The sequence below is a fragment of the Terriglobales bacterium genome, assembly GCA_035691485.1.
GTDB lineage: Bacteria > Acidobacteriota > Terriglobia > Terriglobales > Acidobacteriaceae > JAIQGF01.
The window spans coordinates 1-24,655 of record DASSIZ010000095.1; the positions used below are offsets into that span (position 1 = coordinate 1).

Consider the following 24,655-nt stretch of genomic DNA (forward strand, 5'->3'; position numbering starts at 1 on the left):
GAAGGAAGCTATTCACTTGCCGTCTGTCGAGTGCAGGTCTGCTGGCGTGCTTGATGCGACGTTTTACGGAGGGATGTATAGTGCGCCACGCCACGACTATCAAGAGTTCTATCGCGTGATGGCTTCGATTCAAAAGTAACGAGTGATAAATCGACTTATCGTAAGTGACTATTTTCGTGGGACGCGCACGTACAGCGACGGACATGGCTGACTTGATCGAGCGGTTCTTGCAACACCGGCTCGCATACCCTCAGGAATGGAACGATTTTGTCGAGTGTCGAGAACCCGATCCGGGTATCGATGCATACCGGAAGAGATGCTATGACCTCGACCCCTTGGTGAATCGTCCTTCGCCACCCGATGAGCACGCCATGGCTGAACTACGCACCATTGTCGAGAAACTGCGTGCCGCCAGCAGACTAAGCCATAGCGAGTGATAAATCGAGTTATCGTAAGCTTGCGCTTTTTCTTCGCTTGAAATAGCGAACGAACGGCTCTCCGAGAGGTAGGACATGCAGCTTAGCAGGGCTCCAACCGTCGGGCTCTCTTTCTCGGAAGCAACGGTGTGGAAAATAATCGCTGCCCTAGACGAGGTTGCTGAACAGTGTCAACTTACAAACTCCGATAGCGTCGAGTGGCTTTTCCCGGCGAGTGAGCATTGGCGCGTTCGGGTACGTTTTGATGACAAAGCTTTGGAGAATTGTACAGAGAACGAGAAAGAACTTGTTCTTGCGCAGGTTGGAACAGCACCTTCTGCGAGATTGAATTTGGTTCTCAATCTCTGGGCGTTAGATGATGCCTGCGACGCCGCAAAAATACTTATCGTGCATTTGCTAGGCAAATTTCATGGGATTGTTGATGACGGTTCCAGCGAAGATTCGATTTGGAGCATCGAACAGATCCGCGATACGAAACGTGGGGTCGAGTTCTTGGACTGCTATCGCCAGAAGAGTGGCGACCGGAAGTGACTGGCGTGAAATTGCCTTCGCGCAAGTTTTGGGGCAGCCGCGAATGACTGTTATCGCTCGTTATCGTGGAACTCGCTTGTGACTCGGCGTAAAGTGCTGGCGTGAAACGTGTGTCAGCAATCGCACTCTGCTTGCTCGCCATCGCTTCGGTTCCCGCACAGACCCAAGCGCTGGATACTCAAAAACTACCATCGGTCGCTAAATTCGTCGCACCAGCCTACCCGCAAGCTGCGATAGACCAGCGGATGGGGGGAACGATAATCAGTCGCCTGAGAGTGGCACGAGATGGCAGCGTCGTGTCGGTTCGCACCGTGTCCGTCCACGCCGATGACCCGGTGTTCGAGAAGGTGTTCGAGAAGTTCGTCATAGACGCACTTAAACAGTGGCGCTTCAAGCCTTGGAACGGAGAGTTCACTATCGACGTTTCCAGCTCATTCGAGTTCATTGAGGACGAGTGCGAAGGCGCCAACGCACATCCGATTACCTCTGAGATACACGTGTCGGCAGACTTGCCGGCGTTTGTTTATGTGAGTACGGGCGTGGAGTGTGTGGAAACGACAAATGAAACATCAAGGCCCTGACACATCGTCGTTCGCGATAAATCGACTTAGCGCAAGCTTGCGCTTTCTGTTCGCCAATGCAGCAAGCTTCGGTGCGGCATTTGGCGAGCCTTGCGGCGGCGCAATGGAGGCTTTGTTACCGGCTCTAAGTCCTAACTCCCGCTCTTCGGCGCTTCCCAGAGTTCGATCTTATTCCCCTCCGGGTCCATGATCCACGCGAAGCGGCCGTACGACTCGTCCTGCCGGCCGAGTACTTTGATGCCTTCCGACTCGAACGCCTTCAGGAGCGCGTCCATATCCGCAACCCGGTAGTTGATCATCACCGTCGAGTGACTGGGGTCGAAATACTTGCTGGCCTGCTCGAACAACGACCACATGGTCAGTCCCTCGTGGCCGGTTTCTTCCTCTTTCCACTTGAAGGGCACGGCTTGAAAAGCCGATTCCTTTTTCATGCCCAGGTGCTTTTCGTACCACGCGTACATTGCCTTGGGATCCTTTGCCTTGATGAAGATGCCGCCAATACCTGTAACGCGACGCATGGCAACTCGTTCCGGCGTTCCTGCTGGGCTCATTTGCTTCGCCTCCATGGTTTGCAAGTGTCGGTTTTCCGAAGCCCTGAACTCCAGCCTCAAGCCTTCCGCCTGCAGCCTGCAGCCTTACTAATACGCCCAGCGCAACAGCGTCGCCCCGGTCGTAAATCCAGCGCCTACCGACGCCAGCAGCACCAGGCTTCCCTTCTTCAATTTGCCGTCGTCGATTGCAGTCTGCATGGCGAGCGGGATGGTTGCCGCCGTGGTGTTGCCGAAGCGGTCGATGTTGATAATCGGCGCTTCCGGCCGCAGCCCCAACCGGTCGGCGGTCGCGGTCATGATGCGCATGTTCGCCTGGTGCGGAATGAAGCAGTCCACGTCCTTGGCATTGACGCCGTTCCGCTGCAGCAGGCGCTCGCAGACGTCCGCCATGTTGCGCACTGCGTACTTGAACACCGCCTGCCCGTCCTGGTGAACGAAATGCATTTTCTTGTCCACCGTCTCGTGGCTCGAGGGATTCAGGCTGCCGCCTCCGGGCATGTAGAGCGAGCAACCGCCGGAGCCATCGACGTAATGCAGAAAATCGATGATGCCTTCTTCGTCGTTGGCGGCAGGCTCCAGCAGCACCGCCCCCGCCCCGTCGCCGAAGATCACGCAGGTGGCGCGATCGCTGTAGTCAATGATCGACGACATCACGTCCGCGCCGATCACCAGCACTTTCCTGTGCGCGCCGGTATTGATGAACTGCGCCCCGGTCTGGAGTGCATAAACGAAGGCGGAACAGGCGGCTGACACGTCAAAGCCCCACGCGCCCTTGGCTCCCAGCCTGTGCTGCACCAGGCACGCGGTCGCCGGAAAAAACATGTCGGGCGTCACTGTGCCCACGATGATGGCTTCCACCTCTTCCGGCTTGGCGCCGCGCTTTGACAGTGCGCACTTGGCCGCTTCCAGCGCGAGATCGCTGGTGGCGACGCCTTTCTCGACGATATGCCGCTCCCGGATTCCCACCCGCTGCATGATCCATTCATGGCTCGTCTCGACCATCTTTTCCAGGTCTTGATTGCTGAGGACACGCGGCGGGACGTAGGTACCGAGAGAGGTGATCTTTGCCCGGATGGGATTGGTCAATGAACTCTCCGTCAACGTCAGCGCATTATTCTGAGGGATGCGACGGCTAATGTCTATTCATCTCATCATGGCAAAATGACAAATGGCTGATGGCTGACGGCCAAGACAAAGCCGGACACCGGCGATCCCGCTGCGCACGTAAGAGCCCGTTACCGTTGCTTCCTTCCGGACCTGGCGGGGTTGGCGGGAATACGTCGCGCGGGGCCGATGCCCGACACACCTGATTCTAGCATTGCCGTGCGCGCCGCACCGCGATTGCCGATTTTAAGAATTGGCCAATCGGACTGCTTCATTGCCGGGTTTCAATTCCGCAATTCGGCACTTCGGCAATTCTGCAATTCGGCAATACAATGTCTTGGTGGCGGCCGGCGAAAAACTTGACCTCATCTCCATCCTCACGCCGCCCGCGCCTCCCCAGCCCTCCACCTTTCGCGGCGTGATCGAGCAATATTTTCAGATCTCGCTTTACCTGCTGGTCGCCACCGGCTTCATCACCTTGACCACCACCGGGCGCCTCGATGCCTTTTCCCTGGTGGCGGTCTCGGCGGCTCTTTTGTTCCGCGGCTATCTCATGCTGCGCCACCGCACCCTGCTAATCTCGGAGCGCTGGACCTCCTACCTGACACTCTTCTACGTCGTCTTCTACGCCGCCGACGTCTTCCTGGTTTCCGGCAGCTTCGTCAACGCCACCGTCCATCTGGTGCTGTTTATCATGGTGGTGAAGCTTTTTTCCGTGCAGCGCCACCGCGACCAGGTTTATCTCGTCATCATTTCCTTCCTGGAAGTTCTGGCGGCCGCCGTGCTCACCGTCGACACCATCTTCTTCGGCGCTTTCTGCGTTTTCCTGCTGCTGGTGGTCGCCACCTTCATCAGCATGGAAATGAAGCGTTCCGCGGCGGCGGTGTCGAGCGCGCTGCCCGCGCCGCCATTGCCCAACGCACCCCGGCGCATGGCGCGAATCGTGTCCATTCTCGCGCTGCTGATGACTTTCGCCGTGGTCGTGGGCGCGGCAGGAATCTTCTTTGTTTTGCCGCGCCTCTCCGCCGGATATCTCAGCGCTTATGCTCCGCGCAATGAGTTCGTCAGCGGCTTCAGCGATCACGTGCAGTTGGGCGAGATCGGCCGCATCAAGCAGTCCGACAGCGTCGTCATGCACATTCAAATCGATGGCGACCGCGGCTCCTACGCCGACCTGAAGTGGCGCGGCGTCGCGCTTGGGCTGTTCGACGGCAAGGAGTGGACCAACCCCCAGTCTTCCCGGATGGAAGCCTTCGCCTCCAGCCCGCGCTACGACCCCGAGGTCCGCCTGACCGGCATGGGTCGTTACAATCTGTCGCGGACGCAGGTGAACGTTCGCAATCTGCCCCCGGACCGCGAAGACCTCCGCGCCTTCAAGCCGCTGTTCTACAAAATCCTGATGGAGCCCATTGGCACCAACGTCCTGTTCCTGGCGCCGGTGCCCGTCACCCTGCAGGCGCGGATGGCCGAAGTTGCGCTCGACGACGGCGGCGCTGTCTACAACATGGACCGCAACCGCATGACCGAGAGCTACAGCGCTACTTCCCTGATCGCGCAGCCGCGCCGGGAGCGCATGCGGAGCGCCAGCGGAACTGCTCCCCCCGACCTCGTCCTCAACTACTTGCAACTGCCGACGCGCGTGGACCCGCGGGTCGTCGAACTCTCGCGAAAGATCACCGAAAACTCGACCGGCGCCTACGACAAGGCGTCGGCGGTCGAAAATTACCTCCGCACCCACTACGGCTACAGCCTGCAAATGGCGACCACGCCGCCGGCTGACCCGCTGGTCTACTTCCTTTTCGAGCGCAAGGAAGGACACTGCGAGTACTTCGCCTCGGCCATGGCCATCATGCTGCGCACCGTCGGCATCCCCGCCCGGATCGTGAACGGCTTTCGTGGCGGCGAGTACAACGACCTCACCGGCAGCTACATTGTCCGTGCCCGCGACGCCCACTCCTGGGTGGAAGCCTACATTCCCGGTTATGCATGGGTGAGTTTCGATCCCACTCCCGCCGATCCCAAGCCGGCCGCCGGACAAATGCATCGCTTCCTGCTCTACCTCGACGCAGCCCGCGAATTCTGGCGCGAGTGGGTGATCAACTACGATTTCCTCCACCAGCGCACTCTGACCATCTCCGCCATGGCGCGCGGTCGCAGCGCCGGCGACCAGGCGCGCGGCTGGTTCCGCCGCTATTACCTGCAATTGCTTGCCCGTGCCAAACGCGTCCATGTTGAAGCGGAGCGCCGGCCCCGTACCTGGGTGATGACCGCGCTGCTGGCGATCATCCTGTGCGTGCTCCTGGTCAATGCCCGAAGCATTTGGCACGCCATGCGTCGTCACCGCGTAGCGCGCAACCCGATCAAGGCGCCGCAAGCGGCGGCCACCGTTTGGTACTCACGCATGACCCGCTCCCTCGCCGGCAAGGGCTTCCCCAAGCGACCCGCCCAGACGCCGCGCGAGTTCGTGGCCAGCATTGCCGATCCGCCGTTGCAGCGTTCTGTGGCCGACTTTACGCGCCATTACGAGCGCGCTCGCTTTGGCAAATCGCCCGAAGACGCCGCCCGATTACCCGAGTTGTACGCAGAAATCAAAAGCCAATAACCGCGAAGGCACGAAGGATACGAGGGCAAATCGTTCCAGCCTTCGTGATCCTTTGTGCCCTTCGTGGTTCGTTTTTTTGTTTCGTGCCGATTCGCTTTCGCGTCCTCTGCGGTTAAGGTTTTTTCTTCGCTTTTTCCCCGAACCCGCTATTTCCGATAGAATTGAAGCACCGCATGCCTGACCTTCCGGTCACCCTCGAAAAACCCACGGCTTCTGGGAAGAACGCGGCTACAACGCGCCCGCAGAAGGTCGGATTCGTGTCCCTCGGCTGCCCCAAGAACCTTGTCGACTCTGAGGTCATGATGGGCATGCTGGCGCAGGCCGGGGCGGAGATCACGCCGCGCGCCGAGGATGCCGACATCATCGTCGTCAACACCTGCTCCTTCATCGAGAGCGCACAGCAGGAGTCGGTGAACACCATCCTGGAAATGGCGCGCCACAAAACCAGCGGCCGCGCCTGCAAGCTGGTCGTTGCCGGATGCCTGGTCGAGCGCTTCCGCAACCAGATCCGGAAAGACATTCCGGACGTTGACGCCGTCATCGGCACCGGCGAGCTGCCGAAAATCTTGCAAGCCGCGGGACTCAGTGTTGGAGCGCGTGCGCCCTCGCAGGCGAGCCCATTCAACATCCTCAATACCAACGGCCGCGCCGAAGGTCAGGCACGCGAGCAGGCCGGGCGCTTTTCCCGCGACGGCTGGGACGGCGCCATTGCCGACCTGCCGAATTATCTCTACGACGAGACCACGCCGCGCATCCTTGCCACCCCGCGCGCCTCCGCCTACATCAAGATTGCCGAGGGCTGCGATCACCCTTGCTCGTTCTGCATCATCCCGCAATTGCGCGGCAAGTTCCGCTCGCGTCGTTTCGAGTCCGTGGTTGCCGAGGCCGAGCGCCTGGCACAAGCCGGTGTCCGCGAGATCACACTCATCGGCCAGGACACTACCTGCTACGGCGAGGACTTCGGTTTGAAGGACGGCCTGGCGCTGCTGCTGGAGAAACTCGCGCGCATCGAAGACCTGCACTGGGTGCGCTTCCTCTACGCCTACCCCAACAAGATCACCGCCCGTTTGCTGGAAACCATCGCCGCGCACGACAAAATCTGCTCCTACATGGATGTCCCGCTGCAGCACGCCTCCGCTGCGGCTCTCAAGCGCATGAAGCGCGGCGGCGGCTCCGAGCTTTTCCTGCGCTCCATCGAGAAAATGCGGCGCACCATTCCGGATCTGACCTTGCGCACCTCCTTCATCGTTGGCTTCCCCGGCGAGACCGAGCGCGAGTTCGACGAACTCTGCGACTTCGTGCGCCAGGCGCAGTTCGACTGGATGGGCGCTTTCTCCTATTCCGACCAGGAAGGCGCGTCAGCGTACGCCCTGGGCAAGAAAGTTCCTCCCGTTGAGATTGAGCGTCGCCGGCGCAAGCTGATGCAGATCCAGAAATCCATCAGCCGCAAGTCGAAGAAAGCTCTTCTCGGACGCCAGTTCGACCTCCTCATCGAGGGTCCCTCCGGCGAAACCGACCTGCTGTGGGAAGGCCGCACCGCCATGCACGCCCCCGAAATCGACGGCAAAGTCTTCATTAACGACTTTGCCGACGAGCGCGAACTCGAGCCGGGCACGTTCCACCGCTGTGAACTCACCGAAGCCCATGACTACGACCTGGTCGCGCGCATCCTCTGATCTGTAATTTGTACTTTGTGATTGGTAATTTGCGGTCCCAGTTCCTGGTTCAAATTACCAATTACAAATCCACCGCATCCCATAAAATAGGTTCCATCATGCCTCGCAAGCGCGTTCGCAGCCTCCGTTGTCCCACCTGCCGCAAGCTGGTGCTGCGTGACGAACCCGACTTCCCTTTCTGCAGCGATCGTTGCCGCCTCATCGACCTGGGCAAGTGGGCCAGCGGCGGCTACGTGATTTCCACCCCCATCAATCAGGGCGACCAATTCGGCGAAGCGGATTACACTGGCCACGACCGGCGCATGCCGAAGTCCGGCGGCACTGCCCAGCACGATGACCGCAATCGCTCCTGATCTCTCTCGAAAGACCGCGTGGGCATGGCTGGTCGCTACCTTCTTCGGCATCGGCCGCCTGAAACCCGGGCCCGGCACCTGGGCCTCGATCGCCACCGTTCTGCTCTGGCGCGCGCTGGCGCCGTTTTCCGGCTCATTGCAGGTTGCCGCGGCGATCGTTGCCGCCGCCATGGTCACGCTCGTCGGGATCCCGGCCTCCACCCGCGTCGCGCGCGAATCAAAGCTGAAGGACCCCGCTTTCGTCGTCATCGACGAAGTCGCCGGCCAGTTGATCGCCCTCGCCGGCGCTCCACTCGCTTGGAAAACTTTGTTGGCGAGCCTTATACTTTTTCGTGTCTTCGACATCGTGAAACCGCCGCCGCTGCGCCTTCTGGAGAAAATTCCGGACGGCGCCGGCATTATGCTCGACGATGTCGGCGCAGGCCTGTATGCGCTGGCGGTGATGCAAGGGCTGCGCCATTTCGGACTGCTGCCGTGACCCGGCACGCGCGCCGCCCGCATCTAAGTGCGAACGATCATGGGAATTTCTGACCGCTTGCTGGGCAAGAAGAACGTCAACGGAAAACCGCGGATCGATTCCGTGGAGCCGGCTGCTGCCCTGCCCGGCGGCGAAATCCGCATCATCGGCAGCGGCCTGCGCCCGCACGAACTGCGTCGTCCCAAGGTTCAGTTCGGCGATCTCGAGGGCGCCGTCGTCATCAGCTCCGACCAGTTTCTCGTTGCCCGCGTTCCTGACGGCGCTCACTCCGGCCCGGTCACGGTTGACGCCAACGGCCACGCCAGCAATCCTCACGACCTTCGCGTTGCCGTCAATATCGCCGAAAACCTGCACCCAGTCAGCAATCCCGCCCTCGATCTCGAAGGCAATATCTACGTCACTTTTTCCGGCTCCCGCGGGCAAAAGGTCCCGGTCGCGATCTACAAGATTGACACCAACTACAACGTTAAGCCCTTCCTCGCCGAGATGATGAACGCCACCGCCATCGCTTTCGACCGCGAGGGCCAGATGTACGTTACCTCCCGCTACGACGGCGCCGTCTACCGCGTGGCCCCCAACGGCACCATGTCCGCCTACGCCGAAGGCATGGGCGTAGCCACCGGCCTTGCCTTCGACCGCGAGCAGAACCTCTACGTCGGCGACCGCAGCGGCACCATCTTCAAAATTTCACGCGACCGCCAGATCTTTGTCTTCGCCACCCTGGAGCCGAGCGTCTCCGCTTACCACCTCGCCTTCAGCCCCAACGGCAATCTCTATGTCACCGGGCCGACCGTCTCCAGCTTCGATGCCGTTCACGAAATCGATCCCCACGGCAGCGTGTCGCTCTTCTACCGCGGTCTCGGCCGGCCGCAAGGACTGGCTTTCGACGTGGACGGAAACCTCTACGTCGCCGCATCGCTACGCGGCAAGCGCGGCGTAGTGCGCGTTACGCCTGACAAGAAAGCCTCGCTCGTTGTCGCCGGACAAAACCTGGTCGGCCTGGCCTTCGCTCCCGGGCGCGCCGCCGTTCTCGCCACCACCAACGCCGTCCATCATCTCTCTTGGGACATCCAGGGACATCCCCTCCTCCCGGTTGAAGAAACGAGGTTCTAGTCGCATCGACCGTCGCCTTTCTGGGCGCGAGCCGAGAAACCCCTACCGCCGTCCGTGCACCATCCACCGCCAACCATTTACACTTTCACCGTGCCCGCCGAGATCATTGCCATCGGCTCTGAGCTGCTCACGCCGCATTTCCAGGACACGAATTCGCTTTACCTCACCGAAAAGCTGAATGGCCTCGGAGTCGAAGTCGCTTTCAAGACCGTAGTTGGCGATAACCGCGAGCACCTCACCCAGACAGCCAGGATCGCGCTCGCTCGCGCCGACATCATTATCTTTATGGGTGGCCTCGGCCCTACCGAGGATGACCTCACCCGCGAATGCGTCGCCGCCGCCCTGGGGCGCGAACTCCGCCGTGATCCCGAACTCGTCCACCAACTTCACGAGCGCTTTGCCAAGCTCCGCCGCCAGATGGCCGACAACAACGAGAAGCAGGCCGACGTCATCGATTGGGCCCAGGTCCTGCCTAACCCGCTCGGCACCGCTCCCGGCCAGTGGATTGACTTCGAATACGAAGGCGCCAAGCGCTACATCATGCTGCTGCCCGGCCCGCCGCATGAGATCAAGCCCATGTTCGACGAGCAGTGCATCCCGCGCCTGCGCGAGCGCCTGCCGCAACAGTTCATCGCCACCCGCGTGCTCAAAATCGCGATGATGGGCGAATCGGATTGCGACCGCCGCGCCGCTCCCATCTATCAACGCTTCCCTGACGTGCAGACCACCATCCTCGCCGGCGCCGGCGACATCCAGCTTCGCCTCACCCGGCGCGCAGAATCGCAAGAGGCCGCGCAGGCGCGCGTCGACGAGTTGGCGGGATTGCTGGAAGATGAACTCGAGGACTTCGTTTACTCCAGCCGCGGCGAATCGCTCGAGCAGATCGTCGGCTACTACCTGCAGATGCGCGGCGCCACCATCGCCGTCGCCGAGTCCTGTACCGGGGGCCTGCTCGGCGAGCGCATCACCAAGATCAGCGGCAGTTCGCGCTACTTCGTAGGCGGCGCCATCGTCTACGACAACGAGATGAAGACGCTGTTCGCCAACGTTCCGCCCGCGCTCATCGCCGAGCATGGCGCGGTGAGCAAGGAGGTCGCCGCTGCCTTGGCGGAAGGAATCCGCGAGGAATGCCGCTCCACCATCGGCGTTGGCATCACCGGCGTTGCCGGGCCCACCGGCGGCACCGAAGAAAAGCCCGTCGGACTGCTCTATATTGCCGTGGCCGACGGCAAGCATACCGACGTCGTCGAGCGCAACGTCCCCGGCGATCGCGCCCGCATCCGCTGGTGGGCCTCGCAACAGGCTTTGGACATGGTAAGAAGAAAACTGATCTGACTGGCAACGGGTGGCGCAGACCTTTAGGCCACAGCACCGCGGCTGTGCGCGACGGGTGGCGCAGACCTTTAGGCCACAACACCGCGGCTGTGCCCGCGGGTGGGGCAGGCCTTTAGGCCTGCAAAAACACCTCATCAAATATCGGCCAATCCCTAGCGAGCGCGACCGACCCTGAGGCGCAGCCGAAGGGAAAGGAGCGCGAGCCGAGGGCCCCCACGCTTTCTCAATCGACAATCATCAATCGCCCATCGACAATAGTTTCCCGTGCGCATCTTCATCGCTCTCGATATTGACGCTGCAATCCGCAACAAAATGTCCCTCTACCTCGACGGCGTCCGCGGCTTTGCCGCCGACGCGCGCTGGGTCAAGCCCGAGTCGTTTCATGTCACTCTGAAATTCATTGGCGAGCAGACTCCCGAGCAGGTGGAGCAGATCAAGCGTGAGCTGGCAACGGTGCGCCCGCAGCATTTCGACATCGCCTTCCGCGGCCACGGTTTTTTCCCCAACCCGCGCAGCCCGCGTGTCTTCTGGCTCGGCATCGAGGCAGGCGACCAGTTGCCGCAGCTTGCGAAGGCCGTCGACGAAGCCGTCGCCCGTGCCGGCGTGCCACGTGAGACCACCGCCTACAGCCCGCATTTGACCTTGGCACGTTCCGGCTCCGGCAGGCCCAAACCCCAGCCCGGAGAACCAGCCAGCCCACCGCTTCGTCGCCTGGGCGAGAAATTGCACGGCAAGCCCGCACCCGACTTCGGTACAATGACCGCTCGCGAATTCTTTCTGTACGAAAGCAAGCTGTCGCCCAGCGGCGCGCGTTATACAAAAATCGCCCGGTTCCCGCTGGGATAGTTCGGCGTTCGCGGCTTCTGCCTGAGGCTAGAAGCCCGTTCCAGCGGCCCGCCGTTCGGGCGCGCAAAGCGTGCGACAGAATGTGTAGCCCCCGGGCGTAAGCCGGAGTCAGCGTGAAAAAGGAATTCCAGCCCGCGTCAGCGGGCGAAAGCCCGACGGGTGGCGCAGGCCTTTAGGCCTGCGAAAACACCCCATCAAATATTTGTCATTCCGAGCGGGCGCACTGAGCGAGCGAAGGACCGGGTGAGGAATCTGGGTTTTCGAATGCTTTAATGTCCATCTACTTCATCATCGCCTTCATTGCATACCTGCTGGGATCCATTCCCTTCGGCTACATCCTCGTCCGTGTGTTTCGCGGCGAGGACGTGCGCGCCACCGGCAGCGGTAACATCGGCGCCACCAACGTCGCGCGCAAAGCGCCTGGTCTGGGCATCGCCACGTTGATTCTCGATGCAGCCAAAGGTTTCGCTGCGGTTTACATGGCGCTGGCCATAGCGCATTCGCGCCTCAATCATTTTTTTCCTGGTTACATTGACTCATACGACGTGTCGCCGATCGTTCTGATGTCTCTCGCCGCCGTCTTCGCCATTCTCGGCCACGTCTTCCCTCTCTGGCTGAAATTCAAGGGCGGCAAGGGCGTCGCTACCGGCGTAGGCGCATTCATCGCGCTCGCGCCCAAGGCCGTCCTGATTGTGCTCGTGATCTTTATCGCCGTCGTCGCAGCGTTCCGATACATCTCGCTTGCTTCGATCGTCGCTGCCGCCGCATTTCCGATTTTCGCCTGGCTGCTGTACCGCTACCAGGCTTCACCGCCAGTTTTCGCCGCCATGGTGTGCGCTTCGGCGCTGATCATCGCCAAGCACCACCAGAACATCCGCCGCTTGCTGGCGGGCACTGAGCACCGCTTTGCACTGAAGAAAAGTAACTGAGTACCAAGTAGCTGAGTACCACTCGGAACTGAGACTCATGTCCGACATCGCAATCATCGGCGCCGGCGCGTGGGGCACGGCGCTCTCTATCGTCCTCGGACGCAAGGGCACGCACCGCGTCCGCCTCTGGGCCTTCGAGAAAGAAGTCCGCGAGTCGATCCTCACTCACCGCAGCAACGATCTTTTCCTCCCCGGCGCACCAATTCCGGACTCCGTCGCGCCCACCAACAGCTTCGAGGAGGCCCTCCGTGGCGCTCAGATCGTGGTCAGCGTCATGCCCTCGCACCACTGCCGCGGGCTGTTCCAGAAAATGGCGCCGCACCTCACTCCCGACATGCTCTTCGTCAGCGCCACCAAGGGCGTTGAAAACGATTCCCTCGAGCGCATGAGCGAGGTCATCGCCCACGTGCTGCGCGACGGCGGGCGCATCTCCAACCCGAGCATCGGCGCGCTCAGTGGGCCGTCGTTCGCCAGGGAAGTCGCGCGCGGCGACCCCACCGCCATTACCATCGCCTCCAAAGACTGGCAGCTTGCCGAAACGGTGCAGCGCGAATTCAGCGAACCTTCTTTCCGCGTGTACACCAATGACGATGTCGCGGGCGTGGAACTTGGCGGCTCATTGAAGAACGTGATTGCCATCGCGGCCGGTGTCTGCGACGGCCTGGGGCTCGGCTTCAATACCATCGCGGCGTTGATCACGCGCGGCCTTGCCGAGATCACCCGCGTCGCCGTCGCTTGTGGCGCGCGCGCCGACACCATGGCCGGCCTGGCCGGCATCGGCGATCTCGTCCTCACCTGTACCGGAGGCCTCTCGCGCAACCGTACCGTCGGCGTCGAACTCGGCAAGGGACGCAAGCTCGACGAGATCATCGCCGGCATGCACGGCATGGTTGCCGAAGGCGTGCTGACGACCAAGGCCGCGGTTGGCCTGGCACGCAAGTACTCGGTCGAAATGCCGATCACCGAGCAGATCGACGCGCTGCTCCATCGCGGCAAGTCGCCCCGCGACGCAATCCACGAGCTGATGACGCGTCCCGGCACCAGCGAGGTCGCGCTCCACCGCGTCTGACACGCAGTCCGTTTTGCCGTGCGCCTAAAGGTCTCGATGTTTCAAGGTTTCACGTCGTTAGCGCTCTACCCGCGCTCGCGGATTTGCGCGACGTGAAACCTGAAACGCGAAACGTGAAACCTGGCAGCACTTTCACGTGCTTCACTGGTCCACGCGTTGTCTTCCTGCATTCCTGTCCGACGTCGCTGCCGGCGTCACATTCAGCGCGCTTTCCAGCCGGAAGTTCAACACCGTCTCCGACGGCAGCTCGATTTGCTGGCCCTTCGTCGCCGCCTGCACTCCGGTTCCCGCGCCCGCGCCCACGCCGGCTCCGATTGCCGCTCCCTTCCCGCCGCCGGCAATTCCGCCGATGATCGCGCCCAGGGCGGCGCCGCCGCCCACCGTGGCCGCCGTTCTCTTCCCTCGCGACGACCCCTGCTTGTCGTATTGGTTGGTGCGCAGCGTGTATGTCTTGCCGCCCATGCGCAACCGGCTCAGGGTCAACGCCAGCGCCGATTGTCCCGTGAAATGGCCCGCGCTCGCCGCATTGACGATTTGCCCCTCCACATCCGCGTCCGCCGGAATCACCGTCTCATCTCCGACCATCACCGGCGATGACACGGTTGCCCGGAAGGTATCGCCCGCGTGGGCTTGCGCGGTGTTGATCGGATCCACCAATCGGATGGCCACAATCGTTCCCTCCGGCACCGTGACCACGCGCGGCGCTGCTGGAGCCGCCGGCGCCGATCTCGCGTTTGACGACGCCATGTCGCCGGCCGGGGCAGCGTAGGTGCTCGCCGGAGCATTGTTGCCGGAAGCAGCCGTGCGCGTTCTGCGTGGCGGCGCTTCACGACGGCGTGTCGGCACGCTGGCCGCAGCCGGCGGTTCCGCCGCCGGAGGCATCGACTGAGCCGTCGTCGCCGGGGACAGTTCCAGGTTGTTCACCACCGTCTTCACGCCCGCGACCTGCGCCGCATCGTTGGCTGCGGCGCTGCGTTCCATCTCGCTTGCCACCGTGCCTGATAACGTGACCACGCCATTGGCGGACTGCACGCCGATCTGCTTGTTCTGCACGTTTCCATCCGCCGCGATCTTCTGCTGTACCTGGTTGGCAACCTGCGCGTCGTTGGGGGCGCGGTTGCAGGCCACGCCAATTCCAAGCGCGAGGAATAATGCCAGTACGAAACGAGATTTCGCCTTCATGATCGCTCCTTCATGCTCAACTCTGTGAGTGGTGGCGCTTTTCCATTAGATGCTTGGCTGCTGCTCTCGTCTATACATGGAAACACCTTATTTCCGTGCCGGTTGCGGAAATCGGCCAATCGCGAGTGCCTGCACTTCCGCGCGGCCTTCAACATGACGCGCCGCACAGCCCTGTGATACAAGACTCTGCGCATCCAAACACATTGGCCTATGGCGATCTACGTTGAGCGGACCGAATTCGACGAGCAATTGGGCTATCAGTACTACGTGGCCTTCAACGCCAACAGCACGATGGAAGAGGAAGAAGTTCACGAACGCATCCCGGTGGAAGTTGCGGCATCGCTGTGCGAGAACGGAGACCTTGCCGACTTCAGTTTCGAGCTCCCGAAAATTTGCCGCTCCCATCCCGCCCTGGAGTTCCTGCAGCAGTCCGGCAACGCTCGCTACCTGGAGCCGCGCGTGTACGTCACCATTCCCGACCTGAGCGGCGACACCGTGGTCCGCGCCACCGGACACCTGGAACTCGACATTGCCGGACGCATCATCGGAATGGAAATTCTCTGGTCGCCCACCGAGATGCCCACCGCCGCCGACGCTTAGCTGTTCGCCGCCACCTGCGTGTGCTGCGCCTGTCGTGCTGCCTCGCGCGCCCGCCCGATCTCCTCCACATCTCCCATCACGATCAGCACCGTCCCGGCTTGCAGCGCCAGGGTATCCGGAGGATTCACCATGAAGTCGTGCCGGTGCTCGCCCACAGTCGTCTTCACCGCCAGCGGCATCAGGTGGAAGTTGGCGCGGAACTTCAGCTCTTCCAGGTTCTTGCCTGCCCACTTCGAGTCCCCGGGAATCACGATCTCGTCAATGCGCAGGGTGCGCGATTTCTCCCGCAGCATCAGGTCCAGGAAGCTGGTGACGTGCGGGCGCAGCGCTTCGCTGGCCAGGCGCAGCCCGCCAATCGCGTTCGGCGACACCGCCGTATTGGCCCCGGCGCGCAGCATGCGGTCGGCAAACTTCACGTCGGCACAGCGCGCCACGATGCGCACCGCCGGGTTCTTCTGCCGCACCATCACGGTGATTACCAGGTTGTCTTTGTCGCTGGCCACCGCTGAAATCACGCCCCGCGCGCGATCGAGGCCGGCGGCGTCGAGCACGCTCTCTTCCGTGGCGTCGCCGATCACATACAGGATCTCCTTATAGCGGCCGCTCTCGTGCTCCTTGAAGCGCGCGATGTTATCCTCATGGCTCTCGATCACGATGAATGGCGTGCTCGTCTTGTGCAGCTCCTCCACCGCGTAGCGCCCGGTATCGCCCAGGCCGCAAACGATGAAATGGTCTTTCAGCTCCTGGATGCGCTTCTGCATGGTACGTCTCCAGAACAGGTTGCTGATTTCTCCCTCGACCAGGAACGCGGTGACGACGGAAAACACGTACAGCGTGATCGTCACCCCCACCGTCACCACGAACATGTTGAAGATGCGCAGCTGAGGGTTGTTGCTGGTGTCGATGATCTCGCCGTAGCCCACGCCCGCCAGCGTGATCACCGCCATGTAGAGCGATTGCAGGAAGGTGACCGAGGGCCCGCCCAGCACCCGGTAGCCGGTGACGGCGACGGCGGTGATCGCGCTCAGGGCCAGGATGGCGTAGAGAAGCCGTCGGCGGATGTTCATCGGTGGTTCCGAAACCCCCGCCGCCGCGCCTGCGTCCGCGAAGCTCAGATTGACGATGCGGGGCTGAAAACGTGCGCGATTTTAGCACAGGCAATCTCATCGGGAGGCCGGCAGATCGGGAGGGAGGGGTTAGGGGCTGGTGGCTAATGGAGCAAGGGTGATGTGGAGGGTGGAGCAGGGCTTCAGCCCTGCAGGAAAATGTGAGGGCAGCGGCTTTAGCCGCCGAGGTACCTCAGGGGCTAAAGCCCTGATGCTGTAGTTGGCGCCGAACCGCAGGCCTGAAGGCCTGCGCCACCCGAATAGCAGACACACCCGCTGCTGGTCAGCAGTTCGGGGCTGGCGAGTGTGGCCGCACGCGAAAGTTGTCCGCTAGAACAGGTCTACGGCAATCGTCCGCCTTCGAGGGGCCGATGGCGGATCGCGGATGATCGACCATGGATACGAGTACCCGATGACTTATGATTGCCCGCATGGCGGTCGCCGCCTTTGTCATTGCCGGAGGGCAAAGCTTGCGCATGGGGCGCGACAAGGCGCTGCTCCGTCTCGACGGTCAGACGCTGGTAGAGCGGGCGCTGGGATTGGCAGCCGGGGTGAGCGACCACGTCAGCATCGTGGGCCCGCGGGAGAAGCTCCATGACATTGCCGAATTGCGGAACCGCGGAATTGAATTGAACCTTGTCGAGGACATTTTCCCCGGCCAGGGGCCGTTGGCCGGCATCCACGCGGCACTGCGTTCCAGCCAGGCCGAGTTGAACCTGATGATTGCGGTTGACACGCCATTCCTGGACGCGCGCTTCCTGCGCTACCTGGTCGATGTGGCCGAGAAGGACGGCGCAACCGTCACCGTACCGGTCACGCAAAAGCAGCAAAAGCAGCCACCGATCAAGACTGATCAGCACCGATCAAACATGAATAGTTCTGATCCGCGTTCATCGGTGAAAATCAGTGGCCCAGAATCTTCTCTTCAGTATCAGCCGCTGTGCGCGGTGTATCGCCGTGAGTTTGCCGAGGTCGCGGAAAAGGCGCTGCGCGCCTCGCGCAACAACATCGTTCCGCTGTTTCGCGAGGTGAGAACGCGCGCCATCGGCGACGAAGAATTGCGGCAACTGGCTTTTGATCCGCGAATGTTCGACAATCTGAATACTCCCGAGGAATGGGACCGGGCACGTCGAAGAAATGCAGAATGAAGAATGCAGAATGAAGAATTTCGGTACTAAACATGGCTGAACTCATAACGCCGGCCGGAACCACCCAAACTGCGAGCGCGGCTCGCACCGACATCCCCGAGGGCGTAAAGCCCTACATCGAGTTCAAGGATGTGTCCAAGGCGTTCGGGGACAACCGCGTGCTGGACGGCGTGAACTTCCAGGTGATGGCGGGAGAGACGATCTGCATCCTGGGGCGCAGCGGGGTGGGCAAATCGGTATCGCTGCATATCATCATGGGTTTCCTGAAGCCGGATACGGGGCGGGTGACGGTGGCGTACGAAGACACCACCGACTACGCCGAGGCGGATCTGGAGCGGATCCGCAAGAAGGTCACCATGGTATTTCAGAACGGCGCGCTGTTCGACTCGCTCAGCGTCGGCGAGAACGTGGCCTTCCCGCTGCGCGAGCGCGGCGACCTGGACGAGCAGCAGATCTACCAGGTGGTGGATGGGTTGCTGGACATGGTCGGCGTCAGGGCGATGCGCGACCTGCTGCCCTCGGATTTGTCCACCGGGATGAAGCGCTCGGTGGCGATCGCGCGGGCGCTGGCGGCGCAGCCGGAGGCGGTGCTCTACGACGAGCCGACCACGATGGTCGATCCGCTGATGGCGCAGCTGCTGGGCGACCTGATCAAGAAACTGAAGTTCCAGTTGAAGCTGACCAGCGTGGTGGTGACGCACGACATGCGCCTGGCGGAAAAGTTGGCCGACCGCATTGTCTTCCTGCACGAAGGCCGCGCCGTCTTCCAGGGAACGCCGGAAGAAATGCAGGCGAGCCAGGAGCCGATCGTTCGCCAGTTCCTAGAACTGGACGAGCTGAACCTGGAGCAGTTCCGGCATCCGCAGAACAACGAGGGACAACGGCCAGGGGCGTGAGTGAATTGCCGAATTGCAGAATTTTAAATTACAGAATCGGAGAAGAAGATGCCCTCCAACATTCCGGAAAAATACATTGACCTGTTCAAGGGAAAGAAAGCATTCGCCAACCTCGCCACGCTGATGCCGGACGGCCGCCCGCAAGTGACGCCGGTCTGGTTCGACTTCGATGGCGAGAACCTGATCTTCAATTCCGCACGCGGCCGGCAGAAGGACCTCAATGTCCGGCGCGACCCGCGCGTCTCGCTCTCCATCGTGGACCCGGAGAATCCCTATCGCTACATCGAGATTCGCGGGCGCGTCACCGACATCACGCAGGACGGCGCCGACGATTCCATCAACAAGCTGGCGAAAAAATATCTCGGCGTGGACAAGTACCCGTACGCGCAGCCCGGCGAGGTGCGCGTCCTCTACAAGGTCCGGCCGGAACACGTGCACGGAAATGGGTAAAACCGAATTCATCGAAAGCGGGTTTTCATGTTTACCGGACTAGTGGAAGATGTCGGACGAGTTGCCAAGATCACCACCACCGGCGGAACGCGCCGCTTGGTGATCGAGGCCAAGCAGGTGCCGCGGGAATTGAAGAAGGGCGACAGCGTCTCCGTCAGCGGCGTGTGCCTGACCGCGGTGGAGATCCATCCGGATTCGTTCCGGGCCGACCTGGCGGAAGAAACCTGGCGGCTGACTTCGTTCTCGCGGATCACCGAAGGTGCGCTGGTCAACCTGGAATTGCCGATGAAGGCCGACGGGCGCATGGGCGGGCACATCGTGCAGGGGCACGTGGACGGCACGGGAAAGTTTCTTGGCCTGGAGCCAATTCCGGGCGCCGACGATTTCTGGCTTACGGTCGAGATTCCGGCCGAGTTGGAGCGCTACGTCGTGTACAAGGGCTCGATTGCGGTGGAAGGCATCAGCCTGACCGTGGCGCGCGTGGAAGGCGCGAAGGTAACGATTGCGATCATCCCGCACACGGCGGAAGAAACGAACCTGCGCTCGCTCAAGCCGGGCGACCCGGTCAACATCGAGACCGACATTGTCGCCAAGTACGTGGAGAAGATGATGGGCGGGCGCTCCACGGGCGCCATCACCACCGAGCAACTGGTGGCGCAGGGATTTTAGAAACCGTGGTTGGTAGTTGCAGCCCGCCTCCCGGCCGCGAGCTACTAGCGGACAAGCTACGAAGTGTAGGGATCGCGCAAGTATCCTTCGACGGCAAAATCCTCGCCAAAGCGGTAGAGGCGCATGTTCCTGACGTAAGCAGCGTCGCTCATGCGGCGAAAGCCCGCGCCGGCGGCAAACGGCACCGAGCCGCTGCCCGCCAGGATTTTGGGCGCGTAGTAGAGAAATACCTTGTCCACGACGCCGGCGGCCAGCGCCGCCCAGTTGACCATCGCGCCGCCCTCGATGAGCACGCTGGTGATATCGAGTTCGCCGAGGCGCTGGACGATCTTGCGCAGGTCGGGACGCCCGTCTCCGCCGCCGAGCGCAACCTGTTCGACACGAATGCCGCGGCCTTCCAACTCTTTGCGCTTCTTCTCCTCGGCGAACGAGCACAGGACGAGCACGTCGTCGCGGCAGGTCTTGGCGACCCGCGACCCCAACGGCATCCGCAGACGCGAGTCGAGGATGACGCGCAGCAGCGGACGGCGTCGAGGCAGCCCGGTGCGATCGGTGAGCAGCGGGTCGTCGGCAACGACGGTGCCAACCCCGACCATGATGGCATCCATGGCGTGGCGCAACTCGTGGACGTGGGCGCGCGCCAGTTCGCTGGTGATCCAACCGCCGGTGGCGCCGCCCGCGCCCAGCGCCGAAGGATTCTCCGATTCACCCGGCGGCGGGGCGATCTTGCCGTCGAGCGTCATGGCGGCCTTCAGGACCACGAGCGGCCTGCGCGAGCGAACGTGGCGGGCGAACGCCTCATTGAGGTGACGCGCCTGTTCTTCTTCGACGCCGACCGTGACTTCTATGCCGGCGTCACGCAGCCTCTGAAATCCCAGGCCGTGTACTTGAGGATTGGGATCTTCCATGGAGGCGACGACGCGGCGAATGCCGGCGCTGATAACGGCATCGGCGCATGGACCGGTGCGCCCCTGGTGCGAACACGGCTCCAGATTGAGGCACAGCGTTGCGCCACGCGCGCGCTCGCCGGCTTGCTCGAGGGCGAGAATTTCGGCGTGCTTGAGCCCATCGTAAGTGTAGGCGCCCTCGCCGACGACAGTCCCACCGGCATCGACGATCACGGCGCCGACGCAAGGGTTGGGAGAAGCGAGGCTGATGCCCTGGCGCGCGAGTCCGAGGGCGCGGTGGATGAAGCGCTCATCGTCGGGAGTATGCATCGGTGTCGTAGTCGTCGTCCGGCAACTCGATCGCAACCGCGCCGGCCCTGCCCTTGGGGCGCCGCGGAACAGGCTCGCGCACGTTGATATCGCCTACCTCTTCGGGCGGTTCTTCGACCGGCTTGTACTTCGAAGCGAGTTTGAACACTCGCCAGATGAAGAACACGCCAATGATGATAAGCACGAGCGCGAGGAGAAGCTGCACGCGGATAGTCTAGCCCACATTACCGCCGCAGGGCTCGGCTTCCGCGATCGCACAGGCGAGAGCGCGTGTGCCACATTCGTGATCACTCGAACAGCGAATCGACAAATTGCCGGGCATCAAAGGGCAGCAGGTCGGTCTGCTTTTCGCCGACACCGACGTAGCGGACAGGAACACCGAGCTCGCGGGAGATGGCGATAACAATGCCGCCTTTGGCGGTGCCGTCGAGCTTGGTCAACACGATGCCGGTGACGCCAGCGGATTCGGTAAACAGCCGCGCCTGCTGCAAGCCGTTCTGGCCGGTGGTTGCGTCCATGACCAGCAGCACCTCGTGCGGCGCACCGGGAATAAAACGTTGTGCGGTACGCCGCATTTTCTGCAGCTCGTCCATCAAGTTGCTCTTGGTGTGCAGGCGCCCGGCGGTGTCCACGATGACGTAGTCGGTGGCGCGGGCTTTAGCGGCCTGCAGGGCGTCAAAAAGCACGGCGGAGGGATCGCCGCCGGGCTTGGTCTTTACGACCTCGGTGCCGGTGCGGTCGCCCCAGACTTCGAGTTGCTCGATGGCGGCGGCGCGAAAGGTATCGCCGGCGGCCAGCAGGACGGTCTTGCCCTGTGCGCGCAGCGCGTTCGCCAGTTTGCCGATGGTGGTGGTTTTCCCGGTTCCGTTCACGCCGACGACGACAATGACCTCCGGCGGTTCGACGGCTTTGACCGGCTCGAGGCTGGCGCGATGCAGGATGTTGAGCAACTCGTCCTTGAGCACCCGTTTCAACTCGTCGAGGTTGCCGATCTGCCTGCGGTCAACTTTTTCGCGCAGCGCGGCGAGGACTTCCTGGGTGGTGGCGTTGCCGAGGTCGGCGGCGATGAGGGTGGCTTCCAGGTCGTCGAGAGTTCCGCGATCGATTTCCTTGCCGAAGGAAACGACCTCGTCGATGCGCTCGCTCAGGTTTTCGCGGGTGCGCGTGACCGCCTGCTTCATGCGGTCGAAAAAGCCGGCCTTCTTGGGCTCCTCGTCGAGGCTGCCGAACAGGGTCTGGATCATGGAAGGTCTCATTATAGATGGGGGAGCCGATGGCGCATGCGTCTCCGCACGTGCTGCGGTACGACTACGGGCCCGGATCGTTTGACCCTTTGGTTTGAATCGGCCTACCATTTGCGCCGATGTTGGGGCGAGAGGTCAACATCGGGATGGTGCTGGGCCACTACCGGATCGTGGAAAAGATCGGCGCCGGTGGGATGGGAGTCGTGTATCGCGCCCGCGATGAGCGACTGGATCGCGATGTCGCCCTGAAAGTGCTGCCCGACGGCACGCTAGCCGATGAATCGGCGCGGAAGAGATTTCGCAAGGAAGCCTTGACCCTTTCCAAGCTCAATCATCCCAACATTGCCGTAGTGCACGATTTCGACACGCAGGACGGTTTGGATTTCCTGGTGATGGAGTACGTCACCGGAGTAAGCCTGGAGCAGAAGCTGGGCGGAGGAGCGCTGCCGGAAAAGGAGGCCGCCGCGATCGGCGAGCAGATTGCGAAGACCCTGGAAGAGGCGCACGAACTGGGGGTAATACATCGCGACCTGAAGCCGGGCAACATCATGCTGACGGCGAAGGGGCAGGTAAAGTTGCTCGATTTCGGCATTGCGATCTTGCTTCGCGCGCGGGAAGAGGACGCAACCGAGAGCCTGACCGAAGGGCAGCAGGGCGCGGGCACGCTGCTGTACATGGCGCCGGAGCGTCTTCGGGGTCAAGCCGCGGATGAGCGCAGCGACATTTACTCACTTGGCGTCGTGCTCTACGAACTGCTCACGTGTCATCTTCCGTTTCAAGGAACGGTGGCGACGGCGCTGGTGGACGAAATACTGAACCAGGCTCCGACTCCGCCCAGCCGTTTCCAGCCTCGGATGTCGCCGAAGCTGGAAGAAATCATCCTGAAGTGCCTGGACAAAGAACCGGAAGAAAGGTACCAGTCGGCGGCCGAGGTACGAGTGGACCTGCGGCGGCTGTCGCGCCTGGACACTGCGCCGCAGCGAACGGCGACGTCAGTTGTTAAAGGCGGAAGGGCAACACGCAGAGTTGGACTGGTGATTGGGCTGGTGGTCCTGGCAGCGATTCTGGCGGCCGCTGGGTGGCGGCGGTGGAGAGAAAAACGAATCACAGAGCGCGCAGGAACCATGGCGATCGCGGTGCTTCCGTTCGAGGACGTAGCGGGGAAAAAAGGTTCGGAATACATGCGATTTGCGCTGGCGGACGAGGTGGTTGGGACGTTGAGTTATATGCCGGGCCTGGCAGTGCGTCCGTTTACGCTGACGCGGAAGTACGCCGATGGCAACACCGATCCGCGGCGGGTAGCGCAGGAACTGCAGGTAAACGAAGTTGTCACCGGGCATTTTCTGCAGGAAGAGGAGAAGCTGCGGATAACGCTGGAGGTGATGGAGCCCGCCACCAGCCGCCTGGTGTGGCGGGAAACGGTAAGCGGCAGCTCGCAGGACCTGATCGCACTGCAGCGGGAGATGGCGTTACGCTTGCGAGACGAGCTGGCGCCGGCGCTGGGAGTGGGAAAAACCACGGTGGATACCGCCGCGCAACCGAAGAACCAGGAAGCGTACGAACTGTACCTGCGGGGCAAAGGCGCGGGAGTGGATCCGGCGCCGAACAAGGAGGCGATCGCGCTCCTGGAACGGTCGCTGGCGCTGGATCCAAATTACGCGCCGGCATTAGCCGCCCTGGCTTTGCGATTAAACTTCGACGCGAACTTTTCCGATGGCGGCGCGGAGGCCACGCGCAAGAGCATGGAGTCGGCGGAGCGGGCCTTGGCGCTGGATCCGCAGCAGGTGGAAGCAGCAACCTTCCTGGCCTCGCGCCTGGTGGAAGACGGCGAACTGAATCGGGCGTTCGACCAAGTTGCGGATTTGGTGCGCCGCCGGCCTGATAATGGGCTGGCGCACGACACACTAGGCTATGTCTTGCGATATGCGGGCTTGCTGGACGATGCAGCGCGAGAGTGCGATGAGGCTCGAAGGCTGGATCCCACGATCACAGATCTTTCCTCCTGTGGTGTGGTGTTCATGTACAAGGGCGACTACAACCGGGCGAGGAGTTATTTCCAGCTGCAAGGAGAAACGGACTACTGGGCGGCGGAAACGGCGGCCATCCTGCTGCGCGAGGGTAAAGCCCGGGAAGCAGTGAACGGTCTGCTGAAGAAGGTCCCGTATGAAACGGAAATCTATGGCCGCTCCGTGCTGGAAGCATGCCTGGGGCCAACGGCCAAGCCGGAAAAGGAAGCGGCGGTAGCGCGAAGACTGAAATATGCGGACATGGTGACCGACCCGGAGCTCAAGTACCAGACAGCAACCGAGATGGCATTGTGCGGCCGGACTCGGGATGCGGTGCGGCTGTTGCGTCAAGCTATTGAACACAACTACTGCGTGTATCCGCTGGTCGATACCGATCCTCTGCTGAAGACGGTGCGCAGCGACCCGCAGTTTGCGGAGATTCGGGCGGCAGCGCAGCAGTGTCAACAACGATTCCAGGCGCACCGTGCGGCGGCAGGAAAGTAGAAGTCCCTCGCCAGCACTGAAGGGCCGG

Annotated in this window: 24 protein-coding genes and 1 other RNA gene; 17 read left to right on the top strand and 8 right to left on the bottom strand. The window is 61.9% G+C overall.

Features of this window, described 5'->3' with window-relative positions; all coding sequences use genetic code 11:
* Positions 1-512: 512 nt before the first annotated feature.
* Both VFI82_12490 and VFI82_12495 read left to right on the top strand, forming a co-directional pair.
* Positions 513-968 carry a hypothetical protein gene (locus tag VFI82_12490; GenBank protein HET7185499.1) on the top strand — a complete coding sequence of 152 codons (456 nt, stop codon included), beginning with the start codon at positions 513-515 and terminating at the stop codon, positions 966-968.
* A gap of 101 nt (positions 969-1,069) precedes the next feature.
* Positions 1,070-1,549, top strand: a complete 480-nt coding sequence (locus tag VFI82_12495; protein HET7185500.1) for an energy transducer TonB — start codon at positions 1,070-1,072, stop codon at positions 1,547-1,549.
* A 131-nt stretch (positions 1,550-1,680) separates the two neighbouring features.
* Here the strand turns inward: VFI82_12495 and VFI82_12500 are convergent, their stop codons facing one another.
* From VFI82_12500 to ffs, 3 genes are all read right to left on the bottom strand, one after another.
* Positions 1,681-2,100: a VOC family protein gene (locus tag VFI82_12500; GenBank protein HET7185501.1), complete on the bottom strand. Its 420-nt coding sequence runs from the start codon at positions 2,098-2,100 to the stop codon at positions 1,681-1,683.
* A gap of 87 nt (positions 2,101-2,187) precedes the next feature.
* Positions 2,188-3,186: a beta-ketoacyl-ACP synthase III gene (locus VFI82_12505; GenBank protein HET7185502.1), complete on the bottom strand. Its 999-nt coding sequence runs from the start codon at positions 3,184-3,186 to the stop codon at positions 2,188-2,190.
* A gap of 113 nt (positions 3,187-3,299) precedes the next feature.
* An RNA gene (ffs, locus tag VFI82_12510) (signal recognition particle sRNA small type) lies at positions 3,300-3,396 on the bottom strand.
* Between the two features lie 148 nt (positions 3,397-3,544).
* Here ffs and VFI82_12515 point away from each other — a divergent pair.
* From VFI82_12515 to VFI82_12555, 9 genes are all read left to right on the top strand, one after another.
* Entirely contained in the window at positions 3,545-5,806 is a 2,262-nt protein-coding gene (locus VFI82_12515) for a DUF3488 and transglutaminase-like domain-containing protein (GenBank protein HET7185503.1), read from the top strand.
* Between the two features lie 173 nt (positions 5,807-5,979).
* On the top strand, positions 5,980-7,482 hold the full coding sequence (gene rimO, locus VFI82_12520) for a 30S ribosomal protein S12 methylthiotransferase RimO (GenBank protein HET7185504.1): 1,503 nt from the start codon (positions 5,980-5,982) through the stop codon (positions 7,480-7,482).
* 98 nt (positions 7,483-7,580) lie between these two features.
* A complete protein-coding gene (gene yacG, locus VFI82_12525) occupies positions 7,581-7,835 on the top strand; it encodes a DNA gyrase inhibitor YacG (GenBank protein ID HET7185505.1) in 255 nt (84 codons plus the stop codon).
* The gene (locus VFI82_12530; GenBank protein HET7185506.1) at positions 7,816-8,313 is read left to right on the top strand and encodes a phosphatidylglycerophosphatase A; all 498 of its coding nucleotides are present in this window, start codon (positions 7,816-7,818) and stop codon (positions 8,311-8,313) included. The genes yacG and VFI82_12530 overlap by 20 nt, the downstream gene beginning before the upstream one ends.
* Positions 8,314-8,352: 39 nt before the next feature.
* A complete protein-coding gene (locus VFI82_12535; protein HET7185507.1) occupies positions 8,353-9,426 on the top strand; it encodes an IPT/TIG domain-containing protein in 1,074 nt (357 codons plus the stop codon).
* 54 nt (positions 9,427-9,480) lie between these two features.
* The gene (locus VFI82_12540; protein HET7185508.1) at positions 9,481-10,761 is read left to right on the top strand and encodes a competence/damage-inducible protein A; all 1,281 of its coding nucleotides are present in this window, start codon (positions 9,481-9,483) and stop codon (positions 10,759-10,761) included.
* 264 nt (positions 10,762-11,025) lie between these two features.
* Positions 11,026-11,607, top strand: coding sequence for an RNA 2',3'-cyclic phosphodiesterase (gene thpR, locus VFI82_12545; GenBank protein HET7185509.1), 582 nt, complete (start codon positions 11,026-11,028; stop codon positions 11,605-11,607).
* Positions 11,608-11,879: 272 nt separating this feature from the next.
* Positions 11,880-12,536, top strand: coding sequence for a glycerol-3-phosphate 1-O-acyltransferase PlsY (gene plsY / locus VFI82_12550; protein ID HET7185510.1), 657 nt, complete (start codon positions 11,880-11,882; stop codon positions 12,534-12,536).
* A gap of 37 nt (positions 12,537-12,573) precedes the next feature.
* A complete protein-coding gene (locus VFI82_12555) occupies positions 12,574-13,605 on the top strand; it encodes an NAD(P)H-dependent glycerol-3-phosphate dehydrogenase (GenBank protein HET7185511.1) in 1,032 nt (343 codons plus the stop codon).
* A gap of 141 nt (positions 13,606-13,746) precedes the next feature.
* Here the strand turns inward: VFI82_12555 and VFI82_12560 are convergent, their stop codons facing one another.
* Positions 13,747-14,787 carry a BON domain-containing protein gene (locus tag VFI82_12560; GenBank protein ID HET7185512.1) on the bottom strand — a complete coding sequence of 347 codons (1,041 nt, stop codon included), beginning with the start codon at positions 14,785-14,787 and terminating at the stop codon, positions 13,747-13,749.
* 210 nt (positions 14,788-14,997) lie between these two features.
* Here VFI82_12560 and VFI82_12565 point away from each other — a divergent pair, with 210 nt between their 5' ends.
* On the top strand, positions 14,998-15,387 hold the full coding sequence (locus VFI82_12565; protein HET7185513.1) for a hypothetical protein: 390 nt from the start codon (positions 14,998-15,000) through the stop codon (positions 15,385-15,387).
* On the opposite strand, the gene VFI82_12570 is transcribed toward VFI82_12565, so the two are convergent.
* Positions 15,384-16,454, bottom strand: coding sequence for a potassium channel protein (locus VFI82_12570; protein HET7185514.1), 1,071 nt, complete (start codon positions 16,452-16,454; stop codon positions 15,384-15,386). The two genes, VFI82_12565 and VFI82_12570, sit on opposite strands and share 4 nt — an antisense overlap.
* 458 nt (positions 16,455-16,912) lie before the next feature.
* Between VFI82_12570 and VFI82_12575 the strand changes: the two genes are divergently transcribed.
* Genes VFI82_12575 through VFI82_12590 form a run of 4 tightly spaced genes read left to right on the top strand, consistent with a single transcriptional unit; the run spans position 16,913 to position 19,656 of the window.
* A complete protein-coding gene (locus VFI82_12575) occupies positions 16,913-17,641 on the top strand; it encodes a molybdenum cofactor guanylyltransferase (protein ID HET7185515.1) in 729 nt (242 codons plus the stop codon).
* 32 nt (positions 17,642-17,673) lie between these two features.
* A complete protein-coding gene (locus VFI82_12580; protein ID HET7185516.1) occupies positions 17,674-18,537 on the top strand; it encodes an ATP-binding cassette domain-containing protein in 864 nt (287 codons plus the stop codon).
* A gap of 48 nt (positions 18,538-18,585) precedes the next feature.
* The gene (locus VFI82_12585) at positions 18,586-18,987 is read left to right on the top strand and encodes a PPOX class F420-dependent oxidoreductase (GenBank protein HET7185517.1); all 402 of its coding nucleotides are present in this window, start codon (positions 18,586-18,588) and stop codon (positions 18,985-18,987) included.
* A gap of 27 nt (positions 18,988-19,014) precedes the next feature.
* On the top strand, positions 19,015-19,656 hold the full coding sequence (locus VFI82_12590; GenBank protein HET7185518.1) for a riboflavin synthase: 642 nt from the start codon (positions 19,015-19,017) through the stop codon (positions 19,654-19,656).
* A gap of 56 nt (positions 19,657-19,712) precedes the next feature.
* Here VFI82_12590 and ribD read toward each other — a convergent pair whose 3' ends face one another.
* The 3 genes from ribD to ftsY form a co-directional block, all read right to left on the bottom strand.
* Positions 19,713-20,873, bottom strand: coding sequence for a bifunctional diaminohydroxyphosphoribosylaminopyrimidine deaminase/5-amino-6-(5-phosphoribosylamino)uracil reductase RibD (gene ribD, locus VFI82_12595; GenBank protein HET7185519.1), 1,161 nt, complete (start codon positions 20,871-20,873; stop codon positions 19,713-19,715).
* A complete protein-coding gene (locus VFI82_12600; GenBank protein ID HET7185520.1) occupies positions 20,854-21,078 on the bottom strand; it encodes a hypothetical protein in 225 nt (74 codons plus the stop codon). Before VFI82_12600 ends, ribD begins: the two co-directional genes overlap by 20 nt.
* Before the next feature lie 82 nt (positions 21,079-21,160).
* A complete protein-coding gene (ftsY, locus tag VFI82_12605; GenBank protein HET7185521.1) occupies positions 21,161-22,117 on the bottom strand; it encodes a signal recognition particle-docking protein FtsY in 957 nt (318 codons plus the stop codon).
* A 119-nt stretch (positions 22,118-22,236) separates the two neighbouring features.
* Between ftsY and VFI82_12610 the strand changes: the two genes are divergently transcribed.
* Positions 22,237-24,627, top strand: a complete 2,391-nt coding sequence (locus VFI82_12610; protein HET7185522.1) for a protein kinase — start codon at positions 22,237-22,239, stop codon at positions 24,625-24,627.
* Positions 24,628-24,655: the final 28 nt, after the last annotated feature.

Coding starts and splice junctions, on each gene's coding strand:
- VFI82_12490 (HET7185499.1), top strand. CDS start 513: ATGCAGCTTAGCAGGGCTCCAACCGTCGGGCTCTCTTTCTCGGAAGCA.
- VFI82_12500 (HET7185501.1), bottom strand. CDS start 2,100: ATGAGCCCAGCAGGAACGCCGGAACGAGTTGCCATGCGTCGCGTTACA.
- rimO (HET7185504.1), top strand. CDS start 5,980: ATGCCTGACCTTCCGGTCACCCTCGAAAAACCCACGGCTTCTGGGAAG.
- yacG (HET7185505.1), top strand. CDS start 7,581: ATGCCTCGCAAGCGCGTTCGCAGCCTCCGTTGTCCCACCTGCCGCAAG.
- VFI82_12530 (HET7185506.1), top strand. CDS start 7,816: ATGACCGCAATCGCTCCTGATCTCTCTCGAAAGACCGCGTGGGCATGG.
- VFI82_12535 (HET7185507.1), top strand. CDS start 8,353: ATGGGAATTTCTGACCGCTTGCTGGGCAAGAAGAACGTCAACGGAAAA.
- plsY (HET7185510.1), top strand. CDS start 11,880: ATGTCCATCTACTTCATCATCGCCTTCATTGCATACCTGCTGGGATCC.
- VFI82_12555 (HET7185511.1), top strand. CDS start 12,574: ATGTCCGACATCGCAATCATCGGCGCCGGCGCGTGGGGCACGGCGCTC.
- VFI82_12560 (HET7185512.1), bottom strand. CDS start 14,787: ATGAAGGCGAAATCTCGTTTCGTACTGGCATTATTCCTCGCGCTTGGA.
- VFI82_12565 (HET7185513.1), top strand. CDS start 14,998: ATGGCGATCTACGTTGAGCGGACCGAATTCGACGAGCAATTGGGCTAT.
- VFI82_12570 (HET7185514.1), bottom strand. CDS start 16,454: ATGAACATCCGCCGACGGCTTCTCTACGCCATCCTGGCCCTGAGCGCG.
- VFI82_12575 (HET7185515.1), top strand. CDS start 16,913: ATGATTGCCCGCATGGCGGTCGCCGCCTTTGTCATTGCCGGAGGGCAA.
- VFI82_12580 (HET7185516.1), top strand. CDS start 17,674: ATGGCTGAACTCATAACGCCGGCCGGAACCACCCAAACTGCGAGCGCG.
- VFI82_12585 (HET7185517.1), top strand. CDS start 18,586: ATGCCCTCCAACATTCCGGAAAAATACATTGACCTGTTCAAGGGAAAG.
- VFI82_12590 (HET7185518.1), top strand. CDS start 19,015: ATGTTTACCGGACTAGTGGAAGATGTCGGACGAGTTGCCAAGATCACC.
- ribD (HET7185519.1), bottom strand. CDS start 20,873: ATGCATACTCCCGACGATGAGCGCTTCATCCACCGCGCCCTCGGACTC.
- ftsY (HET7185521.1), bottom strand. CDS start 22,117: ATGATCCAGACCCTGTTCGGCAGCCTCGACGAGGAGCCCAAGAAGGCC.
- VFI82_12610 (HET7185522.1), top strand. CDS start 22,237: ATGTTGGGGCGAGAGGTCAACATCGGGATGGTGCTGGGCCACTACCGG.